Annotated in this window: 16 protein-coding genes; 6 read left to right on the top strand and 10 right to left on the bottom strand. The window is 66.3% G+C overall.

Annotation, left to right across the window (positions count from 1 at the left end):
• Positions 1–36: 36 nt before the first annotated feature.
• Positions 37–660: an L-threonylcarbamoyladenylate synthase gene (locus G7Y85_RS15460; protein ID WP_166259158.1), complete on the bottom strand. Its 624-nt coding sequence runs from the start codon at positions 658–660 to the stop codon at positions 37–39.
• Between the two features lie 89 nt (positions 661–749).
• Between G7Y85_RS15460 and G7Y85_RS15455 the strand changes: the two genes are divergently transcribed.
• From G7Y85_RS15455 to G7Y85_RS15435, 5 genes are all read left to right on the top strand, one after another.
• Positions 750–1,280, top strand: a complete 531-nt coding sequence (locus tag G7Y85_RS15455) for a septation protein A (protein WP_166259155.1) — start codon at positions 750–752, stop codon at positions 1,278–1,280.
• 2 nt (positions 1,281–1,282) lie between these two features.
• Positions 1,283–1,585, top strand: a complete 303-nt coding sequence (locus tag G7Y85_RS15450; protein ID WP_166259152.1) for a YciI family protein — start codon at positions 1,283–1,285, stop codon at positions 1,583–1,585.
• Positions 1,582–1,866, top strand: a complete 285-nt coding sequence (locus tag G7Y85_RS15445; RefSeq protein ID WP_166259150.1) for a BolA family protein — start codon at positions 1,582–1,584, stop codon at positions 1,864–1,866. Before G7Y85_RS15450 ends, G7Y85_RS15445 begins: the two co-directional genes overlap by 4 nt.
• Complete coding sequence (locus tag G7Y85_RS15440; protein ID WP_166259147.1) at positions 1,866–3,014, top strand: BamA/TamA family outer membrane protein; 1,149 nt, start codon at positions 1,866–1,868, stop codon at positions 3,012–3,014. Before G7Y85_RS15445 ends, G7Y85_RS15440 begins: the two co-directional genes overlap by 1 nt.
• A 128-nt stretch (positions 3,015–3,142) precedes the next feature.
• On the top strand, positions 3,143–4,294 hold the full coding sequence (locus G7Y85_RS15435; protein ID WP_206675590.1) for a DUF4056 domain-containing protein: 1,152 nt from the start codon (positions 3,143–3,145) through the stop codon (positions 4,292–4,294).
• Here G7Y85_RS15435 and G7Y85_RS15430 read toward each other — a convergent pair.
• The 5 genes from G7Y85_RS15430 to smc form a co-directional block, all read right to left on the bottom strand.
• On the bottom strand, positions 4,288–4,881 hold the full coding sequence (locus G7Y85_RS15430) for an outer membrane beta-barrel protein (RefSeq protein WP_166259144.1): 594 nt from the start codon (positions 4,879–4,881) through the stop codon (positions 4,288–4,290). The two genes, G7Y85_RS15435 and G7Y85_RS15430, sit on opposite strands and share 7 nt — an antisense overlap.
• 157 nt (positions 4,882–5,038) lie before the next feature.
• A complete protein-coding gene (locus G7Y85_RS15425) occupies positions 5,039–6,076 on the bottom strand; it encodes an outer membrane beta-barrel protein (RefSeq protein ID WP_366514991.1) in 1,038 nt (345 codons plus the stop codon).
• A 64-nt stretch (positions 6,077–6,140) separates the two neighbouring features.
• Positions 6,141–8,432 carry an NAD-dependent DNA ligase LigA gene (gene ligA / locus G7Y85_RS15420; protein ID WP_166259138.1) on the bottom strand — a complete coding sequence of 764 codons (2,292 nt, stop codon included), beginning with the start codon at positions 8,430–8,432 and terminating at the stop codon, positions 6,141–6,143.
• 19 nt (positions 8,433–8,451) lie between these two features.
• Complete coding sequence (locus tag G7Y85_RS15415; RefSeq protein WP_166259135.1) at positions 8,452–9,177, bottom strand: cell division protein ZipA; 726 nt, start codon at positions 9,175–9,177, stop codon at positions 8,452–8,454.
• Entirely contained in the window at positions 9,174–12,701 is a 3,528-nt protein-coding gene (gene smc, locus G7Y85_RS15410) for a chromosome segregation protein SMC (protein WP_166259132.1), read from the bottom strand. The genes G7Y85_RS15415 and smc overlap by 4 nt, the downstream gene beginning before the upstream one ends.
• 180 nt (positions 12,702–12,881) lie before the next feature.
• On the opposite strand from smc, the gene queF reads away from it, so the two are divergent.
• Complete coding sequence (gene queF / locus G7Y85_RS15405) at positions 12,882–13,307, top strand: preQ(1) synthase (protein WP_166259129.1); 426 nt, start codon at positions 12,882–12,884, stop codon at positions 13,305–13,307.
• A 61-nt stretch (positions 13,308–13,368) separates the two neighbouring features.
• Here the strand turns inward: queF and G7Y85_RS15400 are convergent, their stop codons facing one another.
• The 4 genes from G7Y85_RS15400 to G7Y85_RS15385 are packed head-to-tail and all read right to left on the bottom strand — an operon-like array spanning position 13,369 to position 18,902.
• Complete coding sequence (locus tag G7Y85_RS15400; protein ID WP_166259126.1) at positions 13,369–14,928, bottom strand: FGGY-family carbohydrate kinase; 1,560 nt, start codon at positions 14,926–14,928, stop codon at positions 13,369–13,371.
• Entirely contained in the window at positions 14,925–16,445 is a 1,521-nt protein-coding gene (locus G7Y85_RS15395; protein ID WP_166259123.1) for a glycerol-3-phosphate dehydrogenase/oxidase, read from the bottom strand. Before G7Y85_RS15395 ends, G7Y85_RS15400 begins: the two co-directional genes overlap by 4 nt.
• Positions 16,446–16,449: 4 nt before the next feature.
• Complete coding sequence (locus G7Y85_RS15390; RefSeq protein ID WP_166259120.1) at positions 16,450–18,042, bottom strand: FAD-binding oxidoreductase; 1,593 nt, start codon at positions 18,040–18,042, stop codon at positions 16,450–16,452.
• A 56-nt stretch (positions 18,043–18,098) separates the two neighbouring features.
• Entirely contained in the window at positions 18,099–18,902 is an 804-nt protein-coding gene (locus G7Y85_RS15385; RefSeq protein WP_166259117.1) for an HAD-IA family hydrolase, read from the bottom strand.
• Positions 18,903–18,973 lie beyond the last annotated feature (71 nt).

Raw genomic sequence — 18,973 nt, 5'->3', positions numbered from 1 at the left:
AGGGCCCGACGCAGCAGGCCGTGATGCGCACCCGCCTCATAGTCCGAGGCCGGATACGTCGCCCTTGCCTTCGCGGACCAGCCGGACCGTGTCTTCGCTGAGGTCCAGCACCGTGGTTGGTGTCGTCCCGCAAGACCCACCATCGATGACGATATCGACCGCGCGATCGAGCAGTTCACGGTAGTCGTCCGGACTGCTGACCGGCTCGTCTTCACCCGGGAACTGCAGGGTGCAGGAAATCAGCGGCTCGTCGATCGTTTCCAGCAGGGCCTGGGCGACCACGTGCTCGGGAATGCGGATGCCGATGGTCTTGCGCTTGTCGTGGGCGATGCGCTTCGGCAACGTCTTGGTCGCCTCCAGAATGAAGGTGTACGGGCCGGGCGTGAGTTGCTTGAGCAGGCGGAACTGGCGATTGTCGACGCGCGCGTAGGTGGCGATCTCCGAGAGGTCGCGGCAGACCAGCGTGAACTGGTGGTGGCGGTCGAAGTCGCGGATGCGGCGCAGGCGGTCGGTGGCGTCCTTGTCGTCGAGGTGGCAGCCCAGCGCGTAGCAGGAGTCGGTCGGATACGCGACCACCGCCCCGGCGCGGATGCGCTCGACGACCTGCGCCAGCAGGCGTTTCTGCGGATTGACCGGATGCAGTTCGATCCACTCGGCCACGACGTTCTCGCTGCGAAGAAAGTGCGAATTGTAGCGGCCAGCGCGCCGGCGGCGTCCGTCGGCGAGCGCTGCAAGGCTACAATAGCGGGATGAATGCCCTGATCGATTTCCTGCCGGCGCTGCTGTTCCTCGGCACCTACGCGGCCTACGGAATCTATGTCGCCACCGGTGTGCTGATCGTCGCGATGTTCGCGCTGGTCGCGTGGTACTGGTTCCGCGAGCATCGGCTGCACAAGGCGCACTTCGTCACGGCGCTGGTCGCGCTGGTGCTCGGCGGGCTGACGATCTATGTGCACGATGCGCGCTTCATCAAGTTCAAGCCGACGGTCGTCTACGCGGTGTTTTCGCTGGCCCTGCTCGGCAGCCATTTCATCGGCGATCGCGTGCTGCTGGCGCGCCTGCCGCAGAAGTCGATCACGCTGCCCGATCCGGTCTGGCGCAAGGTCAATTTTGCGTGGGCGATCTTTTTTGCCGGCTGCGCGGTGCTGAACCTGTACGTGGCCTCGCACTACTCGGAAGCGGCCTGGGTCAAATTCAAGACCTTCGGCTTCACGTCGCTGATGTTCGTGTTCCTGATTGCGCACGTGCCGTTCCTGAAATCCTATCTGCCTGAACAATGAGCATGCTTTACGCCATCCTCGCGCACGACGCGCCGGACAGCCTTGCCGGTCGCCGTGCCCACCGTCCTGCGCATCTCGAACGTCTGCTGGTGCTGCAGAACCAGGGCCGGCTGGTGCTCGCCGGGCCACGGCCGCGCATCGATGCCGCCGATCCGGGCGAAGCCGGTTTCTCCGGCAGTCTGGTCGTCGCCGAATTCGAATCCCTGCAGGCCGCACAGGCCTGGGCACAGGATGATCCGTTCATGAAGGCCGGGGTGTATCAGCGCATCGACGTCTACCCCTTCGTCAAGACACTGCCCCAGTGAACCGGCAGGAACGGATACATGCCGCGCTGGTCGCGGCGTTCGCGCCGCAGTCGCTGCAGATCGATGATGACAGTCATCTGCACGCCGGCCATGCCGGTGCGCGCACCGGTCGGGGGCACTATCGCGTCGACATCGTCGCGCCCGCCTTCGCGGGACTGACGCCGGTCGCCCGTCATCGTGCGATCTATGCGGCGCTCGGCGACTTGATGCAGACCGACATCCACGCCCTGTCGATACGCGCCAGCACACCGGACGAAATCCGAAGTCGCGATCAGTCCTGATGCGTGCCGCCATCCCCCAGCCGGCCGCTCTGCTTGCGGTCCTGATGCTCGCCGTGCAGGCGCCGGCCGCGCTCGCCGCCGGCCTGCCGGACCGCGCGCAAATCGATCATCTGCTGGCGTCGCTGGGGGGCGACGCCAGCGACGACCATGAAAAGGCATCCGACTGGGGCATCCTGCCCGGCCCGTTCTACACACCTGAAACCAGCTTCGGCATCGGCGTCGCGCTGGTCGGCCTGTACCGAACGGACCGGGCGACGCCGGATACGCCGCAGTCGTCACTGACCCTGAGCGGCTTCGCCAGCATCACCGGCACCTTCGGCTTCGATTTCGACAACTACAGCTACTACAACGACGACCGCCAGCGGCTGTTCGTGCACGGCGATCTCGTCAACCAGCCAACCCGCTACTGGGGCATCGGCTACGCCGCCGGCCGCGACAATCATTCGCAGGACTACACCGGCGCATCCTTCGATCTCTGGCCGCAGTTGTACCAGCGCGTCGCGCCGGCGCTGTGGGTCGGCGCCGGCTGGAGCGTGGCCCAACTGCATGCGCGGGCACTCGAAGACAATGTCCGCAACAGCATCGGCGACACCACCGACGGACCGTCCGTGTTCAGCTCCGGAGCCAGTATCCATCTGCTCGACGACACGCGCGACTTCGTGCCGAACCCCTCGCGCGGCCACGTTCTGAGCGTCGACTATGCCGCGTACCGGTCGGACCTCGGCAGCGATGACAACTTCGACAGCCTGAGCACCCGCTTCGGAAGCTATCTGAGCCTGAGCACGAAGACGACCCTGGCCTTCGATCTGTACGGCGACTTCCGCTCCGGCGACGTGCCTTGGAACCAGCTGGCCACACTCGGCAACGATCAGCGCATGCGCGGCTACTACGATGGCCGCTACCGCGATCGCGATGTCGTCAGCACGCAGATCGAATGGCGCCACCAACTCGAGTGGCGGCACGGCATCGTGCTCTGGGCCGGCGCCGGATCGATCGCGTCGCGTCCTTCCGATCTCGGCACGCACATCCTGCCGAGCATCGGCACCGGCTACCGCTTCATGTTCAAGCCCCGGGTCAATGTCCGCCTCGATCTCGGCGTCGGCCGCGACAGTGCGGGCTTCTACTTTCAGGTCGGAGAAGCATTCTGACCGTCACGCCACACCGGGCGCCGTCCTGGCGCCGTCGCCTGCTGCCGCTGCTGCTGATCGTCGCCACCCTGCCGCTGGCGGTCTGCGAAAACACGCCGGTACCGTACCAGCCCAGCGCCAATCTGCCGTTGTCGGAACTGGTTGCACCGACAGCCGTCGCCCGCGACAGCTTCACGGTCGCGCCGCCGCTGCGCCAGCCAGACAGCCTGCGCCCCTGTTGCGCGTTCGGCCATGGCCTGCGTGTGCGGGCGTTGGGCATTCCGGTGCCGCTGGTCCGTCTCGACAACGTGATCGATCCGACCCTGCTCGGCAATCACGGCTACAACGGCGGCACCACCGGCTTTCTCGGCGACCTGCTCGGCAGCGACGCCGAAAAGCTCGGCATCGTCTACACCCGACGCGGCGGCTTCGTCGACATCGCCCACGTGCGCGACTCGGCCGACAACGCCCTGTTCCTGTTCAGCCAGATCTGGCCGCGGCTCGGCCAGCGCTGGACGCTCGACATGGGCCCGGAACTGGCAGACCGACGCCTGGTGTTCGAAGCTTTCGATCTGCCGGCCAGGGCGGCCGACCGCTACACGCTCGCCGCATTTCTCGCTGCGCACCTGTCGTTCCAGCTCGCCGCCTGGCACGAGATCGCGCAGTGGCATGGCTATCACACGGTGCCCGGCTTCTCGGAAGAGATTTCCGCGTTTTCACCCGAGGATCTGTACTCGAACGTGCTCGGTGCACGCCTCGGACTGATCATCGAACTGCAGGGCGAAGCCAGCAGCAGACAGCAGTTCAGCGCCAGCCTGACACGCATGCTGCCGCAGGCGCTCAACGCCCTGCAGTCGGTCAGTCCGGCCGAGACCCGCGAGAACTTCGACAAACTCGACGGCTGCTGGTGGGACAGCGAAGCGCGGGTACCGGACAAATTCGCGGTGCTGTACCGCAGTTACGACATCAGTGGCGTGCGGCGCCCGCTGCAACCGGACTTCGAAACCCTGCCGCCGCAGGATCTCGAAGTGCCCTACAGCTGGAACGCGACGCCGCTGGCGCGCTATGCGCAGCTGCGTCTGTACGCCACCGATCAAGACGACGCGCTGCCGCCACCGCCGGCGAGCGGCTACTGGACGCCGGCCGATTTCCAGGCGCTGGCCGATGCCGCCGCGCGAGCCGACGCGCTCAGCCTGCTGGCACGCAGCGTCGCCAGTGCCGACCCGACGCGAGCCTATGTGCCGCCGTCCACCGAGTTGTGCCACAGGCGGCCATCGACGGGCCGTCGCAGGCTTCAGTAAGGACGCCGGCCGCGCGGCTCGCGCGCAACCGGGAAGTCGAAGATCACACCGAGACTGAACATGCCGATGCTCTCGTTGTCGGCGAAGTCTTCCGGTTCGATCAGATCTTCGTATTCGAAGCGGACGCCAGTCCACGGACTGAACTTCCAGTCGGCGCCGACCGCAAAACTGCCGCCGCTGGTCGACAGCTTGCTGCTGCCGGATTGCGGATCGTCCGGCGTCTTGAGCTTGGTGTCGCCGTCGTAGTAGGAACCGCGCAGCCAGAGGCCGGAACCGAATGAATCGAGCGGCCAGAACACGCCGGCACCGATCGTGTATCCGCTGAAGTTCAACTTGAGACGATCGTTGCCGTCGTAGCCGGGATCGACGTCGGCATCTCCGGTGTTCAGATAGCTGGCTTCCAGAAACAGCGGGAACGGGGCAAAGCGGTAACCGGCAAACACCTTGCCGCCGAACGAGCCGTTCACGTCGTCATAGCCCGGACGGTTCGCATACAAACCGGAAGCACCGACATAGGGCCCTTCCGCTTGAGCGGCCAGCGGAACCAGGGCCGCGCAGCAGCACAGCGCGGCAATCGTCATCTTCATCTCATGCTCTCCAGACCCGCATCCGAACACCGAGGCGGCACGATCACGGTCCGGACGGCTCCGCGCATGCCTCGGATATTCGAGCCTGAGCAAGCAGAACGCAGCATGAATAGAACGACGCCTGCGGCACGAACGCCGCGGGCGTCGTTCGCCGGCGTTATCGAGCGTGCACGAGAACCCAGCCGGTCTGGCCGTTGTACTCGACGAAAATCCAGTCGCCTTCCGGATTCGACATCTGGCCGCTGGCCTTGAGCGCGACGCCCGCAGGGATCACCAGCTCCGTCTCGCTGCCGATGCGAGGCTGGGTCTTCAATGCCTGACCACCGCTTGAGGACATCGGCGACGGCGGTGCGATCACGGGTGCCGCGACCGACGCCGACGGTGCAGCCTCGACGGCGGGCGGCGCAGGCGGTGCGGGAGGCGCCACGATCGCGGCCGGCGGCACATAACCGGTGGGATACCCGTTTTGCTGCGGGGGCGGCGGCAGACGCACCGGCGCGGCTTGCGTCGGGAAGGTGAACACCAAACCGATGCTGCCGACTTCAACGTTCTCGTTGTCGGCAAAATCCTTGGTCTGAAGCAGGTCTTCAATCTCGAAGCGCAGACCTACCCAGTCGTTGAACTTCCAGTCGCCACCAAAGCCGATTTCGAATCCGCTTGCGGAAATCTTTGCCGAATCGCCGTCGAGCGCGACCTTGGTGTGACCGTCGTAGTAGGCGCCACGCAACCAGAACCCGGAGCCGCTCGGCGACAACGGGAAGAAGTAGCCGGCGCCGAGCGTGTAGCCGCTGAAGTTCAGCGTCGCGCCACCGGTGTCGTCGATGTCCGCCTTGCCCGTATCCAGATAGCTGGCCTCCAGGAAAATCGGCACCGGCTCGAAACGATAGCCGGCAAACACCTTGCCGCCGAACGATCCGTTGATGTCGTTGTACGCCGGTCGCTCCGCATAGACCCCGGAACCACCGAAGTACGGGACGCCTGCATGGGCTGCCGCAGGCAGCAGAAAGAGGCCCGCAAGCAGGCTCGACACTCGTTTCATCGTTGATCCCCCAAGATCGAAGAAATGAAAATTCACCGCGCCACGCCCCGACGTGGCCCGGGCATTGTAGGAAACGCGTGACGATACGGCCACCCGAGAGCCGCACAGCACCGCCGCAGTCAACGAATTCCCGACATGAACGGCGCGCAGGTGCACCCGCAAGAACGTGCGTCCGGAGCTGCGACCGAAAGGGACGCCGCGCACCGGCGGCAACGGTTCTTCAGGCCGACAGCAGGCGCTGCAAGCCGCCGTAGTCGAGCACCGCCACACCCAGTTGCTCGGCCTTCGTCAGCTTCGAGCCGGCGGCATCGCCGGCGACCACGTAGTCGGTCTTCTTCGACACCGAACCGCTGAGCTTGCCGCCGGCCGCTTCGATCTGCGCCGCGGCTTCATCGCGCGGCACCGGCAAGGTTCCGGTCAGCACGAAGGTCTTGCCGCTCAGCGGACCGGTCGGCAGGACCCGCGCCACAACGGTTTTGCCGAGCAGTCCGAAGTCGTGCAACTGGGCTTCCAGATCGAGCAGATGCCGGCGATGGTCTTCGTCGTCGAAATATTGCCGGACGAGCACGGCCGTCTTCTCGTCGAGCAGACCGGACAGTGCGCTCGCATCGTCGATGCGGGCCAGCACCTCGATCATCGAACTGCTGGCGGCGACCAGCTTCTCCGCTTTCACGGCGCCGAGCCCCTTGATCTGCTGCTGCGCCAACAGCGCCGCCAGCGAACAGCGTTCGGCGATCTCGGCGGACACCGCATGTTCGCCCTCGATCGTGATCCGGCCCAGCAGCGCGTCGACGGCGCCGGCGTTGTGTGCGTCGGCGAAGAACCAGCGGATCTCCTCGGCAGCGGTCGCGCCGACACCCTCGATCAGCATCAGGACTTCCGGATACGCGATGCGCAGGCGCGCAAACGACCCGAGGTGGCGCGCCAGATCCCTGGCCGTGGTCTCGCCGACCGATGGAATGCCGAGCGCGTAGATCAGTCTGGTCAGCGTCAGACTGCGGCGTGCGGCGATCGCCTCGATCAGTTTGAGCGGCGCCAGCTCGGCCGCCTTGTACAGCGCCGCGACATCGGCGACTTGCAGCGTGAACAGATCGGCAGGCGTCTTCAGCACCTCGCGATCCACCAGCTCATCGATCAGGGATTCACCGACGCCTTCGATGTCGGCGGCGCGGCGCGACACGAAATGCTGCAGCAGCTGCTTGAGCTGTGCCTTGCAGACCAGACGGCCGATGCAGCGATAGATCGGCCCGTCCGGATCCTTTTCGACGTTCGAGCCGCAGACCGGACAGAACGACGCCATGACGACGGCCGTGGCGTCGGCCGGCCGCTTGGCGAGCACGACACCTTTGACTTCCGGAATCACGTCACCGGCGCGCCGCACGATGACGGTATCGCCGACCCGCACGTCCTTGCGGGCGATCTCGTCCATGTTGTGCAAGGTCGCGTTGCTGACATTGGCACCGCCGACGAAGACCGTGCGCAGACGTGCGGTCGGCGTCAGCGCACCGCTTCGGCCAACCTGGAAGTCGACACTTTCCAGCACGGTCTCGGCTTCCTCCGCGGCGAACTTGTGGGCGATCGCCCAGCGCGGCGCGCGCGCGACCGAGCCCAGTTCGTCGCGCCCGGCAAGATCGTCGAGCTTGTAGACGACACCGTCGATATCGAACGGCAAAGTCGCGCGCCGCGCCTGCATCGCCGCGAAATATTTCAGGCAACCGTCGGCACCGTGCACCGTTTCGATCAGCCCGGACACGGGCAGACCCCAGTCGCGCAATTGCGCCAATACCTGCGAGTGTCGCGCCGGCAACCGCCAGGCTTCGTGAGCGCCGATGCCGTAGGCGTAGAACGCCAGCGGTCGACGCGCGGTCATTTGCGGATCGAGCTGGCGCAGGCTGCCGGCCGCCGCATTGCGCGGGTTCACGTAGAGCTTGTCCCCGCGCGCCGCCGCCTCGGCGTTCATGCGCGCAAAGCCGGCATGCGGCAGATAGACCTCGCCACGTACTTCGACCAGGGCCGGCGCAGCGCCCTTGAGCTTCAGCGGAATCGCGCGAATCGTGCGCAGGTTGGCGGTGATGTCTTCGCCGGTCTCGCCGTCACCGCGCGTCGCGCCCTGCACGAACACGCCGTCGACGTACTGCAGGGAGACGGCGAGCCCGTCAAGCTTGGGCTCGGCGACGTAGTCGACGCTGCCGAGGTCGAGCCCTTCGCGAACGCGGCGATCGAAGTCGCGCAATTCGTCGTCGCCGAAGGCATTGCCGAGCGACTGCATCGGCAGACGATGCGGCACCGGCGCAAAGGCCTTGAGCGGCTCGGCACCGACGCGCTGGGTTGGTGAATCCGGCGTCAGCAGTTCCGGGAATTGCGCCTCGAGCGCCTGCAGCTCGCGCAGCAGGCCGTCGTATTCGGCATCGGAGATGCTGGGGTCGTCGAGACTGTAATAGCGACGATTGTGCTCGTGCAGTTCGGCACGCAGCGCCTCGGCGCGGACGCGATCAGCTTCAGGAACGCTCACGGCGACCCTTCACATCGGCTCACAGGCCGTTGCGCTTGGCCCAGGCTTCGACTTCCGCCGTCAGCACGCGCTGTGCTTCTGCGGTGAACAGCTGCCGGTTGGCATCGAACACCTCGGCATTCAGTTGCTCGGCCAGAGCCCGGGTCGTCGCGACCATGTCGCGCACCGCATCGCGCGGTTTCGCCGCGTTCGGCAGCACCATGAACACGGTCAGACCCGGCGTCGAGAAACTGGCCTGCTCGGCCGGGTCGAGCGTGCCCGGCTTGATCAGGCTGGCGATCGAGAACACCGCCTCGCCGCTCTGCACGCGGTGATAGATCTTGCGGTCGCCGAACTGCAGGTTCTGGCTGGCCAGTGCCTGATGGATTTTCGGCCCGAAGATCGCCGTGCCTTCACGCTCGGCGATCAGCAGATTGACGAGCTTCTCCTCGAAGATCCTGGCGGGCGTGACCGGCGCTTCGGCCGGCGCCTGACCGAACAGTGACGCGGTTTCGCCGATGCCCGGCTCGATGCGCTTGGTGCGCGGCTTGCCGACGCCGAATTCGTCGAACTCGCCCTGCTGTTCGGCGCGACGCGCGTCGAACATGTCCATCTGGTCCTGACCCGGCAGCTTCGGTCCGCGTCCACCCGAGCTTCCGGGCGGCGTCCACTGCTTCGGCAGCCGGTCGCCGCGCCGGCTCGACACATAGATGGCGATGACTGCCGCCGCACCCAACACCAGCAACGCCCATTGCAACGCGCTCATGTCCCCGTTCCTGACCGTTGATCGTCGGTCTGTGTCGTCAGCTCGACCGCCTGCTCGATGTCCACGCTGACGAGCCGGGACACGCCCGGTTCCTGCATGGTCACGCCGTGCAGCTGCTGAGCCAGCTCCATCGTGATTTTATTGTGCGTGATGATAATGAACTGCACGTTCTGCGACATCTCGCGCACGACCTCGCAGAAACGGCCGACATTGGCATCGTCGAGCGGCGCATCGACTTCGTCCATCAGGCAGAACGGCGCCGGATTCAGCTGGAACAGCGCCAGCAGCAGCGCCGCCGCCGTCATCGCCTTCTCGCCACCGGACAGCAGATGGATCGTCGAATTGCGCTTGCCCGGCGGACGTGCCATCACGCGCACGCCGGTTTCGAGCATGTTGTCGCCGGTCAGTTCCAGATACGCCTCGCCGCCGCCGAACAGCTTCGGGAAGCGGTCGCGGAACACCGTGTCGACCTTGTCGAAGGTCTGCTTGAAGAGCTCTTTGGTTTCGGCGTCGATCTTGCGGATCGCCTCCTCCAGGGTTTCGAGCGCACCATGCAGGTCGGCATGCTGCTCGCCGAGATAGGTTTCCCGCGCCTGTGCCTCTTCGAGTTCCTGGATGGCGGCGAGATTGATCGCGCCGAGTCGCTCGATGCGCCGCATCGCGCTCGCCAGCTTTTCTTCCCAGTCCACGAGTGACGCCGCCGGGTCCAGGCCTTCGAACAGGGCGGCGCGCTCGAAACCGGTCTCGGCAATCTGTTCTTCCAGACTTTCACGATGCGCGCGCAGGTTCTCGAACTCGAGACGCGCCTGCTGCAGTTTCTCGACGGCCGCGTCCTTGTCGGACTCGGCGGCACGCGCGGCCGCAATCGCCTGCTGCAAGGCCGTCTCGACCGCTTCTGCGGCTTCGCGCAGCGCACGCATCTGCTCGCGGGCGATACCGACCTGGACGCGTGCCTGCTCGACGTGCTCGGCGTGATTGACCAACGGCTCGTTGAGTTCGGCCGCCTTTTCCTCTTCTTCACCCTTGCGTGACGACAGGGTCTGGCGTGTCGCGGCAAGCTCCTTCAGCGACTGCTCCAGCGCGGTCTGCGCACTGCGCCGGCCCGCGAGATTGACCTGCAGCTGGCCGCGAGCCTGCTGTGACTGTTGCAAGGCCATGCGGGCACGCACCACCAGATCGCGCTTGCGCTGCAGGCTCTGCTGCATTTCGGCGCGCTTGTCACGCAGTTCCTGGGCGATCTGCTCCAGCGACAGCAGGCGCGTGCGCGATTCGTCGAGTTCCTGGGTCTGCTGCTCGCGCGCTTCGCGCAGGCCTTCGATTTCCTGGCTCAAGTTATGCGCGCGCGACTGCATCTGTTCGAGACGCACGGCCTGCGCCTGACGGAACGCCAGCTTCTGCGCCTGACGATGGCGCAGCTGGTCGAACTTCGATGCCAGATCGCGACGCTCCTGCTCCATCGCGTGGGTGCGGGCGCGCAGCTCGCCGAGCACCTGTTCGCGATCGAGCACCTGCTGCTGCTGTTCCTCGACCTGCACCCTGAGCTGCTTGAGCAGCTGGCCACGGGCGATGACGCCGCTGTTGCCGTCCTCGCCGCGCTTGGCATAGCGCAGCCAGTGACGGCCGCGCCAGAGTCCGTCCGCGGTGATCACCGACTCGCCGGGCGCGAGTTGCGCGGCCATCGTCTCGGCTTCGGCTGCGCTGTCGGCGACACGGATGCCGGACAGCCAGTCGAGCACGGCCTGCGGACCGGTGACCTTGGCGGCCAGACCGCTGCCGCCCTGCCCCTGCTGCGCACTGAGCAAGGCGATGCCGGCCTTCGGTCCGGCCGGCACCTGGCGCAATCGCGATTCGAAATCGCCGAACAACGGCGCCTGCAGCAGCCCTTCGAGCACCTGCTCGACGGCGCCTTCCCAGCCGCTTTCGACCTGCAGCGCACTGGCCAGCCGCGGCGCTTCGCTCAACGCCTGCTGGCGCAGCCATTGATTCAGCTCGGCATCGTCCTGACGCAGCGCCGCCTGCTGCAGCGTTTCCAGCGAGGCCATGCGGCCGCGCGCCAGCTGCAGGGACTGCCGGGTTTCGTGCAGCGCCGTTTCCGCTGCCGCGCGCTGGTCACGCAGTTGCTGCAGCTCTTCGTCCATCGCCTGCAAGCGCGCTTCGGCCTGCTGCAGCTCATCGGCCAGCGAGGCCAGCTCGGCGTCGGCCTCGTTCAGGCTGTTCTGCACCGGTGCGATATTGAGTGCGCCGAACTCGGCTTCGAGCCGCTTCAGGCGCTCTTCACCCTGGAAGCGCGCACGCTCCAGCTGCTGCACGCGCACCCGCTCGGCTTCGGTCTGCGTCAGCGGCGTTTCGGCGTCCTGCTGGAAGCTGTCCCAGCGCCGCTGTTCGGCCTGTGCGTCGTCTTCGCTCTCGATCAGCGTCGACTGCGCGGCGGCCTCGTGTTCCTCGGCCGACAGGGCCTGCTGCTCGAGCTCGGCCAGCTGCTGCGCAGCCTCTTCGAGACGCTGACGCTCGCGGCGTTCGCGCGCTTCGAGTTCGCCGAGCTGGCGATTGATCTGGTCCAGTTCGCGAACCTTGAGCTGCTGCAGCTCGCGCGCGTGCTGCAGGCTCTGCTCCTGACGCGCGAGCACCGCTTCGGCCTCGTAGACCTTGCTCTGCTCGTCGCCGAGCTTCTGCGCCTGCGCGCGCTGTTCGATCTCGGCGGCGACACGCGCCTCGCCGCTGTGATGGACGCGCGTGCGCGCCGCTTCGAGCGCCTGCTCGAACTCGCTGATCGCGCCTTCGTGGCCGCGGCCCTGATCCTCGAACTGACGCATGCGCAGCGCGAGGATTTCCGCTCGCAACTGACGTTCCTGCGTTTTCAGATCGCGATACTTCTCGGCGTTCGCGGCCTGCTTGGTCAGCACTTCAAGGCGTTGCTGGATTTCCGAACGCAGATCGTTGAGTCGCGCCAGATTCTCGCGCGTCTGCTTGATGCGCGACTCGGTCTCGCGGCGGCGGTCCTTGTATTTGGAAATGCCGGCGGCCTCTTCCAGCCACTGACGCAGCTCTTCGGGCTTGGCTTCGATCATGCGCGAGACCATGCCCTGCTCGATGATCGCGTACTGGTTCTTGCCGCCAAGGCCGGTGCCGAGGAACAGGTCCGTGACGTCGCGCTTCAGGCACTTGCGGCTGTTCAGGTAGTACTGCGAATTGCCGTCGCGCATCAGTTCGCGGCGCACGGAAATTTCCGCGTAGGCGGCAAACGGACCGGCGATCTGGCCGTCGGAATTGTCGAAGATCAGTTCGACCGAGGCGCGGCCCACCGGCTTGCGCGTTTTCGAGCCATTGAAGATCACGTCTTCGGCGTCGGCCGAGCGCAGGTTCTTCATGCTGGTTTCGCCCAGCACCCAGCGCACCGCATCGATCACGTTCGATTTGCCGCAGCCGTTCGGTCCGACCACACCGGTCAGGTTCGACGGCAATGGCAGATGCGTCGGGTCCACGAAGGATTTGAACCCGGCGAGTTTGATGCCCGAAAGTCGCATGCGTTTAGAGATCTCTGGGCCGACCCGGGGTCGGCGCTCGCCTTATTTATTCGGTGGTATTGCGGCCGTGCGGACGGCTTCTGATGGCCGCTAGTGTAAATTAAGCGCCCCGCTGCGACAGCGCTTTCGTGCCCAGCCTGGTGCTGCGCATCGCCCTTGACATCAAGCCGAGTTTCCCTCATGCCGAGCCAACCCAGCAAGACGCTGGAAACCTTCCCGAATCCGGCGCCGCAACGCGATTTCTGCATCCGCATGCGCATCCCGGAATTCACCTGTCTGTGCCCGATGACCGGCCAGCCCGATTTCGGCACGCTCTATCTGGAATACGTCGCCGACAAGAAGTGCGTCGAACTCAAGGCGCTGAAGATGTACATCTGGAGCTTCCGCAACGAAGGCTGCTTCCACGAGGCGGTGACCAACCAGATTCTCGACGACCTGGTGAAGGCGATTTCGCCGCGCTACATGCGCCTGACGGCCGTGTTCAACGTCCGCGGCGGCATCTACACGCACGTCACCGTCGAGCATCGCAAGAAAGCCTGGAACGGCGAACTGCCGCCAGCGGCCTGGCACGTCGATCCCACCGGCGCCGGGCAAACGCCATCTTAGGAACGGCGCAAGCCGCGATTCGGTCGACCACGAGGAACCCGGAACGATCCTGCGTCCGGCATCAGGCCGGATAGCCGGTGATGCGGCGGATGCTGCGGTACAGCGGCTGCAGGCGGCCGTACATGCGGCTGTAGACCTCCCGGTAAAGCTCGTCGTAGATTTTCGCCGCCGCCGGCTCCGGCTCGAAGCGGCGACCGACGCGCGTCATCGCCTGCACCGCGCTCGCATGGTCCGCGTGCCAGCCCAGGCCGACGGCGGCGTTGATTGCCGCCCCCAGGCCGGAAGTTTCGTAGATCGACGGTCGTTCGGCCGGACGCTTGAAGACGTCGGCCGTGATCTGCATGGCCACATCGGATTGCGAGCCGCCGCCGGCGACGCGCAGCAGGCGGATCGGGTGTCGGAGCTTGCGTTCGATCTGCTCGCAGCCGCCACGCAGACCATAGACCAGGCCTTCGAGAATCGCGCGGTACAGATGCGCGCGCGTGTGCACGTCGCCGAAACCGATGATCGCGCCCTTGGCTTCCGGCCCCGGAATGCGCACACCGGGCGACCAGTACGGTTGCAGCGTCAGGCCCATCGAGCCCGGTGGCACGGCCCTGATCAGTTCGTCGAACAGGGTTTCGACGGCAACCCCGCGCTCGCGCGCGAGCCGCTCTTCATGCATCGCGAACTCGCGGCGGAACCAGCTGACCATCCAGAACCCGCGATAGATCTGGATTTCCGTATTCCACGCCTGCGGCTGCGCCGCCGGATAGGCGGGCACCAGTCGCTGCACTTCGAGGTAGCGCGGCTGCGTGGTGTTGATCGTCGCCGTGGTGCCGAAGCTCAGCTGTGCGACATCGGCTTCGACGGCGCCGGAGCCCAGCACTTCGCAGGCCTTGTCGGCGGCGGCGGCGATCAGCGGCAAGCCGCTCGCCAGCCCCAGTGAGTCGGCGGCTACCGGCGTCAGCCTGCCGAGCGTTTGCGACGGCGCCACCAACTCGGGCAGCTGCTCGCGGCGTACGGCCAGTGCCCGCCATTTGAAGTCACGCGGGCCGGCCCACGCGAGGCGCCTGTAATCGAATGGCAGATAGCCGACCTGGGCGCCGGCCGAATCGACATAGGCACCGCAGAGCCGCCAGCTCAGCCAGCCGGACAGCAGCAGGAAACGTGCAGTCCGGCGCCAGGTTTCCGGTTGCTGCTCGGCGAGCCAGTTGGCCTCGGCTTCCCGCTGCACCTGCGAGATCAGGGTGTGCGCGCCGGCGAGCCGGAATGCACTGCGCCAGGCCAGACCCAGATCGGGCGGCCGCTCGGCGCGGCGCTGATCGAGCCAGACGATCGCCGGACGCAGCACCTGCCCTTCGGCATCGACGCAGACGACCGTCGAACGTTGCGTGGTCAGCGTCACGGCGGCGATGTCGCGCGCGCTGACCGCAGCGTCACGCCACAACTGCTGGCAGCAGTTGGTGATCGCGCGCCAGTAGACTTCCGGGTCCTGCTCGGCCCAGCCGGGGTGCGGCGATTCGTAGGTGGTCGCGAACACCTCCTGGGCCTTGGCCAGCAGATTGCCGTCGGCATCGAACACCAGTGCTCGCGCGCTCTGCGTGCCGACATCGAGACTGAGGATGGTCCGCAGGCTCATGATGCGGGGGGCGCATGCCGCTGTTGCCAGAGCGCGCGATAGCGTTCGCATTCCTGCCGCCAGCGCGTTTCGCTCCAGCCAAGTGCCACGCAGGCCGGCTCGGCCAGCAGCGGCAGCAGGTCGACGCCACCGTTGGCGGCGACCAGACCGATGCGCGTGCGCCGCAACAGCAGATCGTCGAGATGCACGATCGCTTCGTGGCGCAGGGACCAGATCAGCTCGGCGAGTCGATACGGCGTGTCCGCCAGCGTCGTCTGCAACACGGCCGGCATCGCGCGAATCTCGGTCGCCGCCGCGCCGTAACGACCGCCCAGACGATCCGGCGCCATACCGGTTTCGAACAAGGGACCGTCACCCCGGCCCTGCAGCAGCTGCGGCAATTCGGCGGCGGCTGTCTGCAGCACCTGATTGGCGGTCACGCGGAAGGTCGTCAGCTTGCCGCCGGTGATGCCGATCAGTCCCGGGGCCGCCCACATCGCCGACTCGCGCGACTCGCGCGACGGATCGTCGTGGCCACCGGCGACCACCGGCCGCACGCCGGCATAGCTGGACAAGGCGTCGCCGGCGCGCAGCGACAGATCGGGAAACTGTGCCTTCAGCCCGACCATCAGGTAATCGATCTCGGCAGCCGTGATCCGCGGTGACGACAGCTCGTCGTCATGATCGAGATCGGTCGTGCCGTAGACCACGGCGCCTTCCCAGGGATGCGCGAAGATCGGCCGGCCGTCATGCGGATGCAGCCAGGTCACGGCGTGCGCCAGCGGCAGGCTGCGCGACGCAAACACGAGATGGCTGCCGCGCAGCGGTCGCAGCGTCGGCGCACCCGGCGGCGCATTCGCGAGGCGGTCCGCCCAGGCGCCGGTCGCATTGATGACCAGACGCGCAGCGATCTCGCGCACCGCGCCGCGCTCGTCGTCACGCAGGCGCACGCCGCGCACACGCTCACTGTCGCTGACGGGCTCGGCGGACACGTAGTTGACTGCTACCCCACCGTCTGCGATGCCGGCAAGCAGCAGACGCAGCACCAGCCGCGCATCGTCGGTGCTCGCATCTTCGTAGAGCATCGCGCCGCGCAAGGTGCCGGCCCGCAATACCGGTTCACGCGCCACGGCCTGTTGCGCGCTCAACCAGAACGAGCGTCGCGCGCCGGCCATCGCATCGTAAATACGCAGGCCGATCTGCATCAGCCAGCGACCGGGCCTGCGGTCACGATGGATGGGCATCAGGAACGGCAGCGGCTCGACCAGACCGGCGGCTTCGCGCAGCAGCCGCTGACGTTCCCGCACCGACTCCAGGGTCAGGCGCCAGTCGCCGTTCTTCAGATAGCGCAGGCCACCATGCACGAGTTTCGACGACGCCGACGACGTGCCGGATGCGAAATCGGCCGCCTCGACCAGCAGCACGCGCACGCCGCGGCGCGCGGCCTCGCGAAAAATGCCGGCACCGGTGATGCCGCCGCCGATGACGATCAGATCGTAGTGATCATCGAGCTGCTGCAGGGTGATCCGTTCAGGCATGTGCTCAGACGAACAACTTGCCCGGATTCATCATCTGTTGCGGATCGAGTTCCCTTGCCATTGCCCGCATCAGATCGAGACCGAGTTCGCCTTTCTCGTGGATCAGATAAGGCGCGTGATCGACACCGACGCCATGCTGGTGACTGATCGTGCCGCCGTGTTCGACGATCGCCGTCGACACGCGCGCCTTCAGGCGCCGCCAGCGTTCCATGTCGCCGTCCGGGTCACCAGTCGAGCGGAACACGAACGTCGAATAGACACTGCAGCCCTGGCGGTAAACGTGCGACAGATGAGTGAAGGCATGCATGCGCTCGTTGTCGGCATACAGCACCTCGCGTGCCGCGGCTTCGATCGCACGCATGGTCGCGGTCGCCTGCGGCCAGTTCACCGCAGTCTCGACCGTGTCGGCGGCGTAGCCGGCGTCCCACAGCGCATTGCGCAGCAAGGGTCCGCGAAAACGGTTCTTCGCCCAGCTCTTGCCGATCGCCTTGCCGACGTGGACGCCGTGAAACAGCTTGGCGATCGCCAGGGCTTCGCGTCGCATGCGTCGCGTCGCGCCCAGCGAACCGCTTGCCCCGATCACCATCATGCACTGACCCTGCGCAATGCCACGCATGCCGAGATAGCGCTGCAGCCACTTGATCAGTTCCGTGTGGCCGGCGAGCCGCAACTGCGTTTCGGTTTCGATCTCGTTCGACAGTCGCAGCATCGACAAGGGCACTTCGGCCTGGGTGATCGCCCGCGCCGCCTCGACGCCGGCCTCCCAGCTCGGAAAGAACACGGCATGGAAGTCCTCGCTCGCCGGCAGTCGCCGCACGCGCGCCGTGACTTCGGTCAGCAAACCGAGCCGCCCCTCGGAACCCAGCACCGCCTCACGCAGATCCTGGCCGGCCGACGACGCCGGTGCACTGCCGATGCGCAAGGCGCCGCGCGGCGTCAGCAGACGCCCCGACGCAAAAAGATTTTCGATGCGGCCGTAGCGTAGCGACTGCTGACCGGAAGAACGCGTCACGACCCAGCCACCGATGGTCGAGAATTCGTAGGACTGCGGGAAGTGCCCGAGCAGCGCGCCATGGCCGCGCAACTGCGCCTCGATCTGCGGGCCGGGCGTGCCGGCACCGAAGGTGGCCAGCTGCGACTTCTCGTCGAAAGCGAGCAGACGGTTCATGCGCTCGAACGAGATGTTGACGACCGGCCGATCACCGACCGGAACGTTCAAGTGCCCGACGACGCTGGTGCCGCCGCCATAGGGGATCACGATCGCGCCGAGCTTCTGCGCTTCGGCAAGCGCATCTGCCGCTTCCTCGTGCGACGCCGGTCGCGCGACGGCATCGGCGACCGGCCCGAAGCGGCCGGACTTCATCGCGACCCAGTCGGGGAAGCTCTGACCACGCGCATGCAGCAGTCGCAGGCGCGGATCGGTGTCGAAACGGGCGGCAGCATGCACACGACTGTCGGCGACACCGCGCAGGGCTTCGTCGATCGTGGCATCGTGCGGCGGCCTACCGTCGCCGATGCGGGCGCGCAGGAAGTCGCGCGCATCGTCGCTCAGTTCGAAGTGATCGGATTCATCGCCCCACCCGTTCCAGCGCCGCATGCGATCCGCTCCCGTGACGAGCGGCGAGTATAGACGGCGGCGTCCGGCTGCTGAATCTAGGCGGCGCGACGCTCGCGCGGACGGTGACGTTCGGCCAATACCGTGCCGAGCGTATCGAGCGTGACCCAGGGCAGGCCGGCCAGATGGCCCTGCAGCACGCGCGTCGGCGCGCCGGGTTCCCCGAGGCTGCTGACGACCAGCGCCGCGTCACTGAAGTCCTGTTCCAGAGTATCGCGGTTGATCGTGACGACCGCCGACAGTCCGGCGGCCGTGGCGGCACGCAATCCCATCTCGGAATCCTCGAGCGCCACGCATTCGGACGCATCGAGATTGAGCCGACGCATGGCCAGCTGATAGAGATCGGGCGCCGGCTTCTTGCGCTGTACCTCCTCACCACTGGCGATGATTTCCACTTCCGCCGCGAGCTCAGGTCCCATGCTGTATTTCAGGACCGGCCGCAGCGTCTTCAGGCTGGCGTTGGTGACGATGGCAAGACGGATACCGGAACTGCGCGCCTCGCGCATGATGCGGGCGATGCCCGGCCGCAGCGGTACGCGGCCATGCCGCATGTAGCGCTTGAAGTAGTGGGATTTGAGCGTGTGGACCTTGGCGACCCAGGCATCGAGATTCTGGTCGACCTCCGCCGCTTCGGCACCGAGTTCCGGCTGATAGTGCTGAAGGTAATGCTTGATCCGTTCGCGACCACCTGGCTGCTTGAGCAGCTTGCGGTAGAGCTTCGGTCCCCAGCGAAAATCCAGACCGAGATTGCGGAACGCGCGGTTGTAAGCGGGACGATGGCCCAGCGCCTCGGTATCCGCCAAGGTGCCATCGACATCAAACAGGACTGCTTTAAGGCTCATGCCGAACGCCCCGGCAGTGCGGTGCGGCGACCATGAGAACCATCAACGCTCATATCGTGATTCAAACAGTT

This window comes from Solimonas terrae, assembly GCF_011067135.1.
Taxonomy (GTDB): Bacteria; Pseudomonadota; Gammaproteobacteria; order Nevskiales; family Nevskiaceae; genus Solimonas; species Solimonas terrae.
The sequence above is the reverse complement of the archived record's forward strand: the minus strand, read 5'-3'. Positions and strand labels throughout refer to the sequence as shown.

Excerpts from the sequence above, each read along its gene's own strand:
- G7Y85_RS15390 (WP_166259120.1), bottom strand. The coding sequence starts at position 18,042 with ATGCGGCGCTGGAACGGGTGGGGCGATGAATCCGATCACTTCGAACTG.
- G7Y85_RS15430 (WP_166259144.1), bottom strand. The coding sequence starts at position 4,881 with ATGAAGATGACGATTGCCGCGCTGTGCTGCTGCGCGGCCCTGGTTCCG.
- queF (WP_166259129.1), top strand. The coding sequence starts at position 12,882 with ATGCCGAGCCAACCCAGCAAGACGCTGGAAACCTTCCCGAATCCGGCG.
- G7Y85_RS15415 (WP_166259135.1), bottom strand. The coding sequence starts at position 9,177 with ATGAGCGCGTTGCAATGGGCGTTGCTGGTGTTGGGTGCGGCGGCAGTC.
- G7Y85_RS15395 (WP_166259123.1), bottom strand. The coding sequence starts at position 16,445 with ATGCCTGAACGGATCACCCTGCAGCAGCTCGATGATCACTACGATCTG.
- G7Y85_RS15400 (WP_166259126.1), bottom strand. The coding sequence starts at position 14,928 with ATGAGCCTGCGGACCATCCTCAGTCTCGATGTCGGCACGCAGAGCGCG.
- G7Y85_RS15455 (WP_166259155.1), top strand. The coding sequence starts at position 750 with ATGAATGCCCTGATCGATTTCCTGCCGGCGCTGCTGTTCCTCGGCACC.
- G7Y85_RS15385 (WP_166259117.1), bottom strand. The coding sequence starts at position 18,902 with ATGAGCCTTAAAGCAGTCCTGTTTGATGTCGATGGCACCTTGGCGGAT.
- G7Y85_RS15450 (WP_166259152.1), top strand. The coding sequence starts at position 1,283 with ATGCTTTACGCCATCCTCGCGCACGACGCGCCGGACAGCCTTGCCGGT.
- smc (WP_166259132.1), bottom strand. The coding sequence starts at position 12,701 with ATGCGACTTTCGGGCATCAAACTCGCCGGGTTCAAATCCTTCGTGGAC.
- G7Y85_RS15440 (WP_166259147.1), top strand. The coding sequence starts at position 1,866 with ATGCGTGCCGCCATCCCCCAGCCGGCCGCTCTGCTTGCGGTCCTGATG.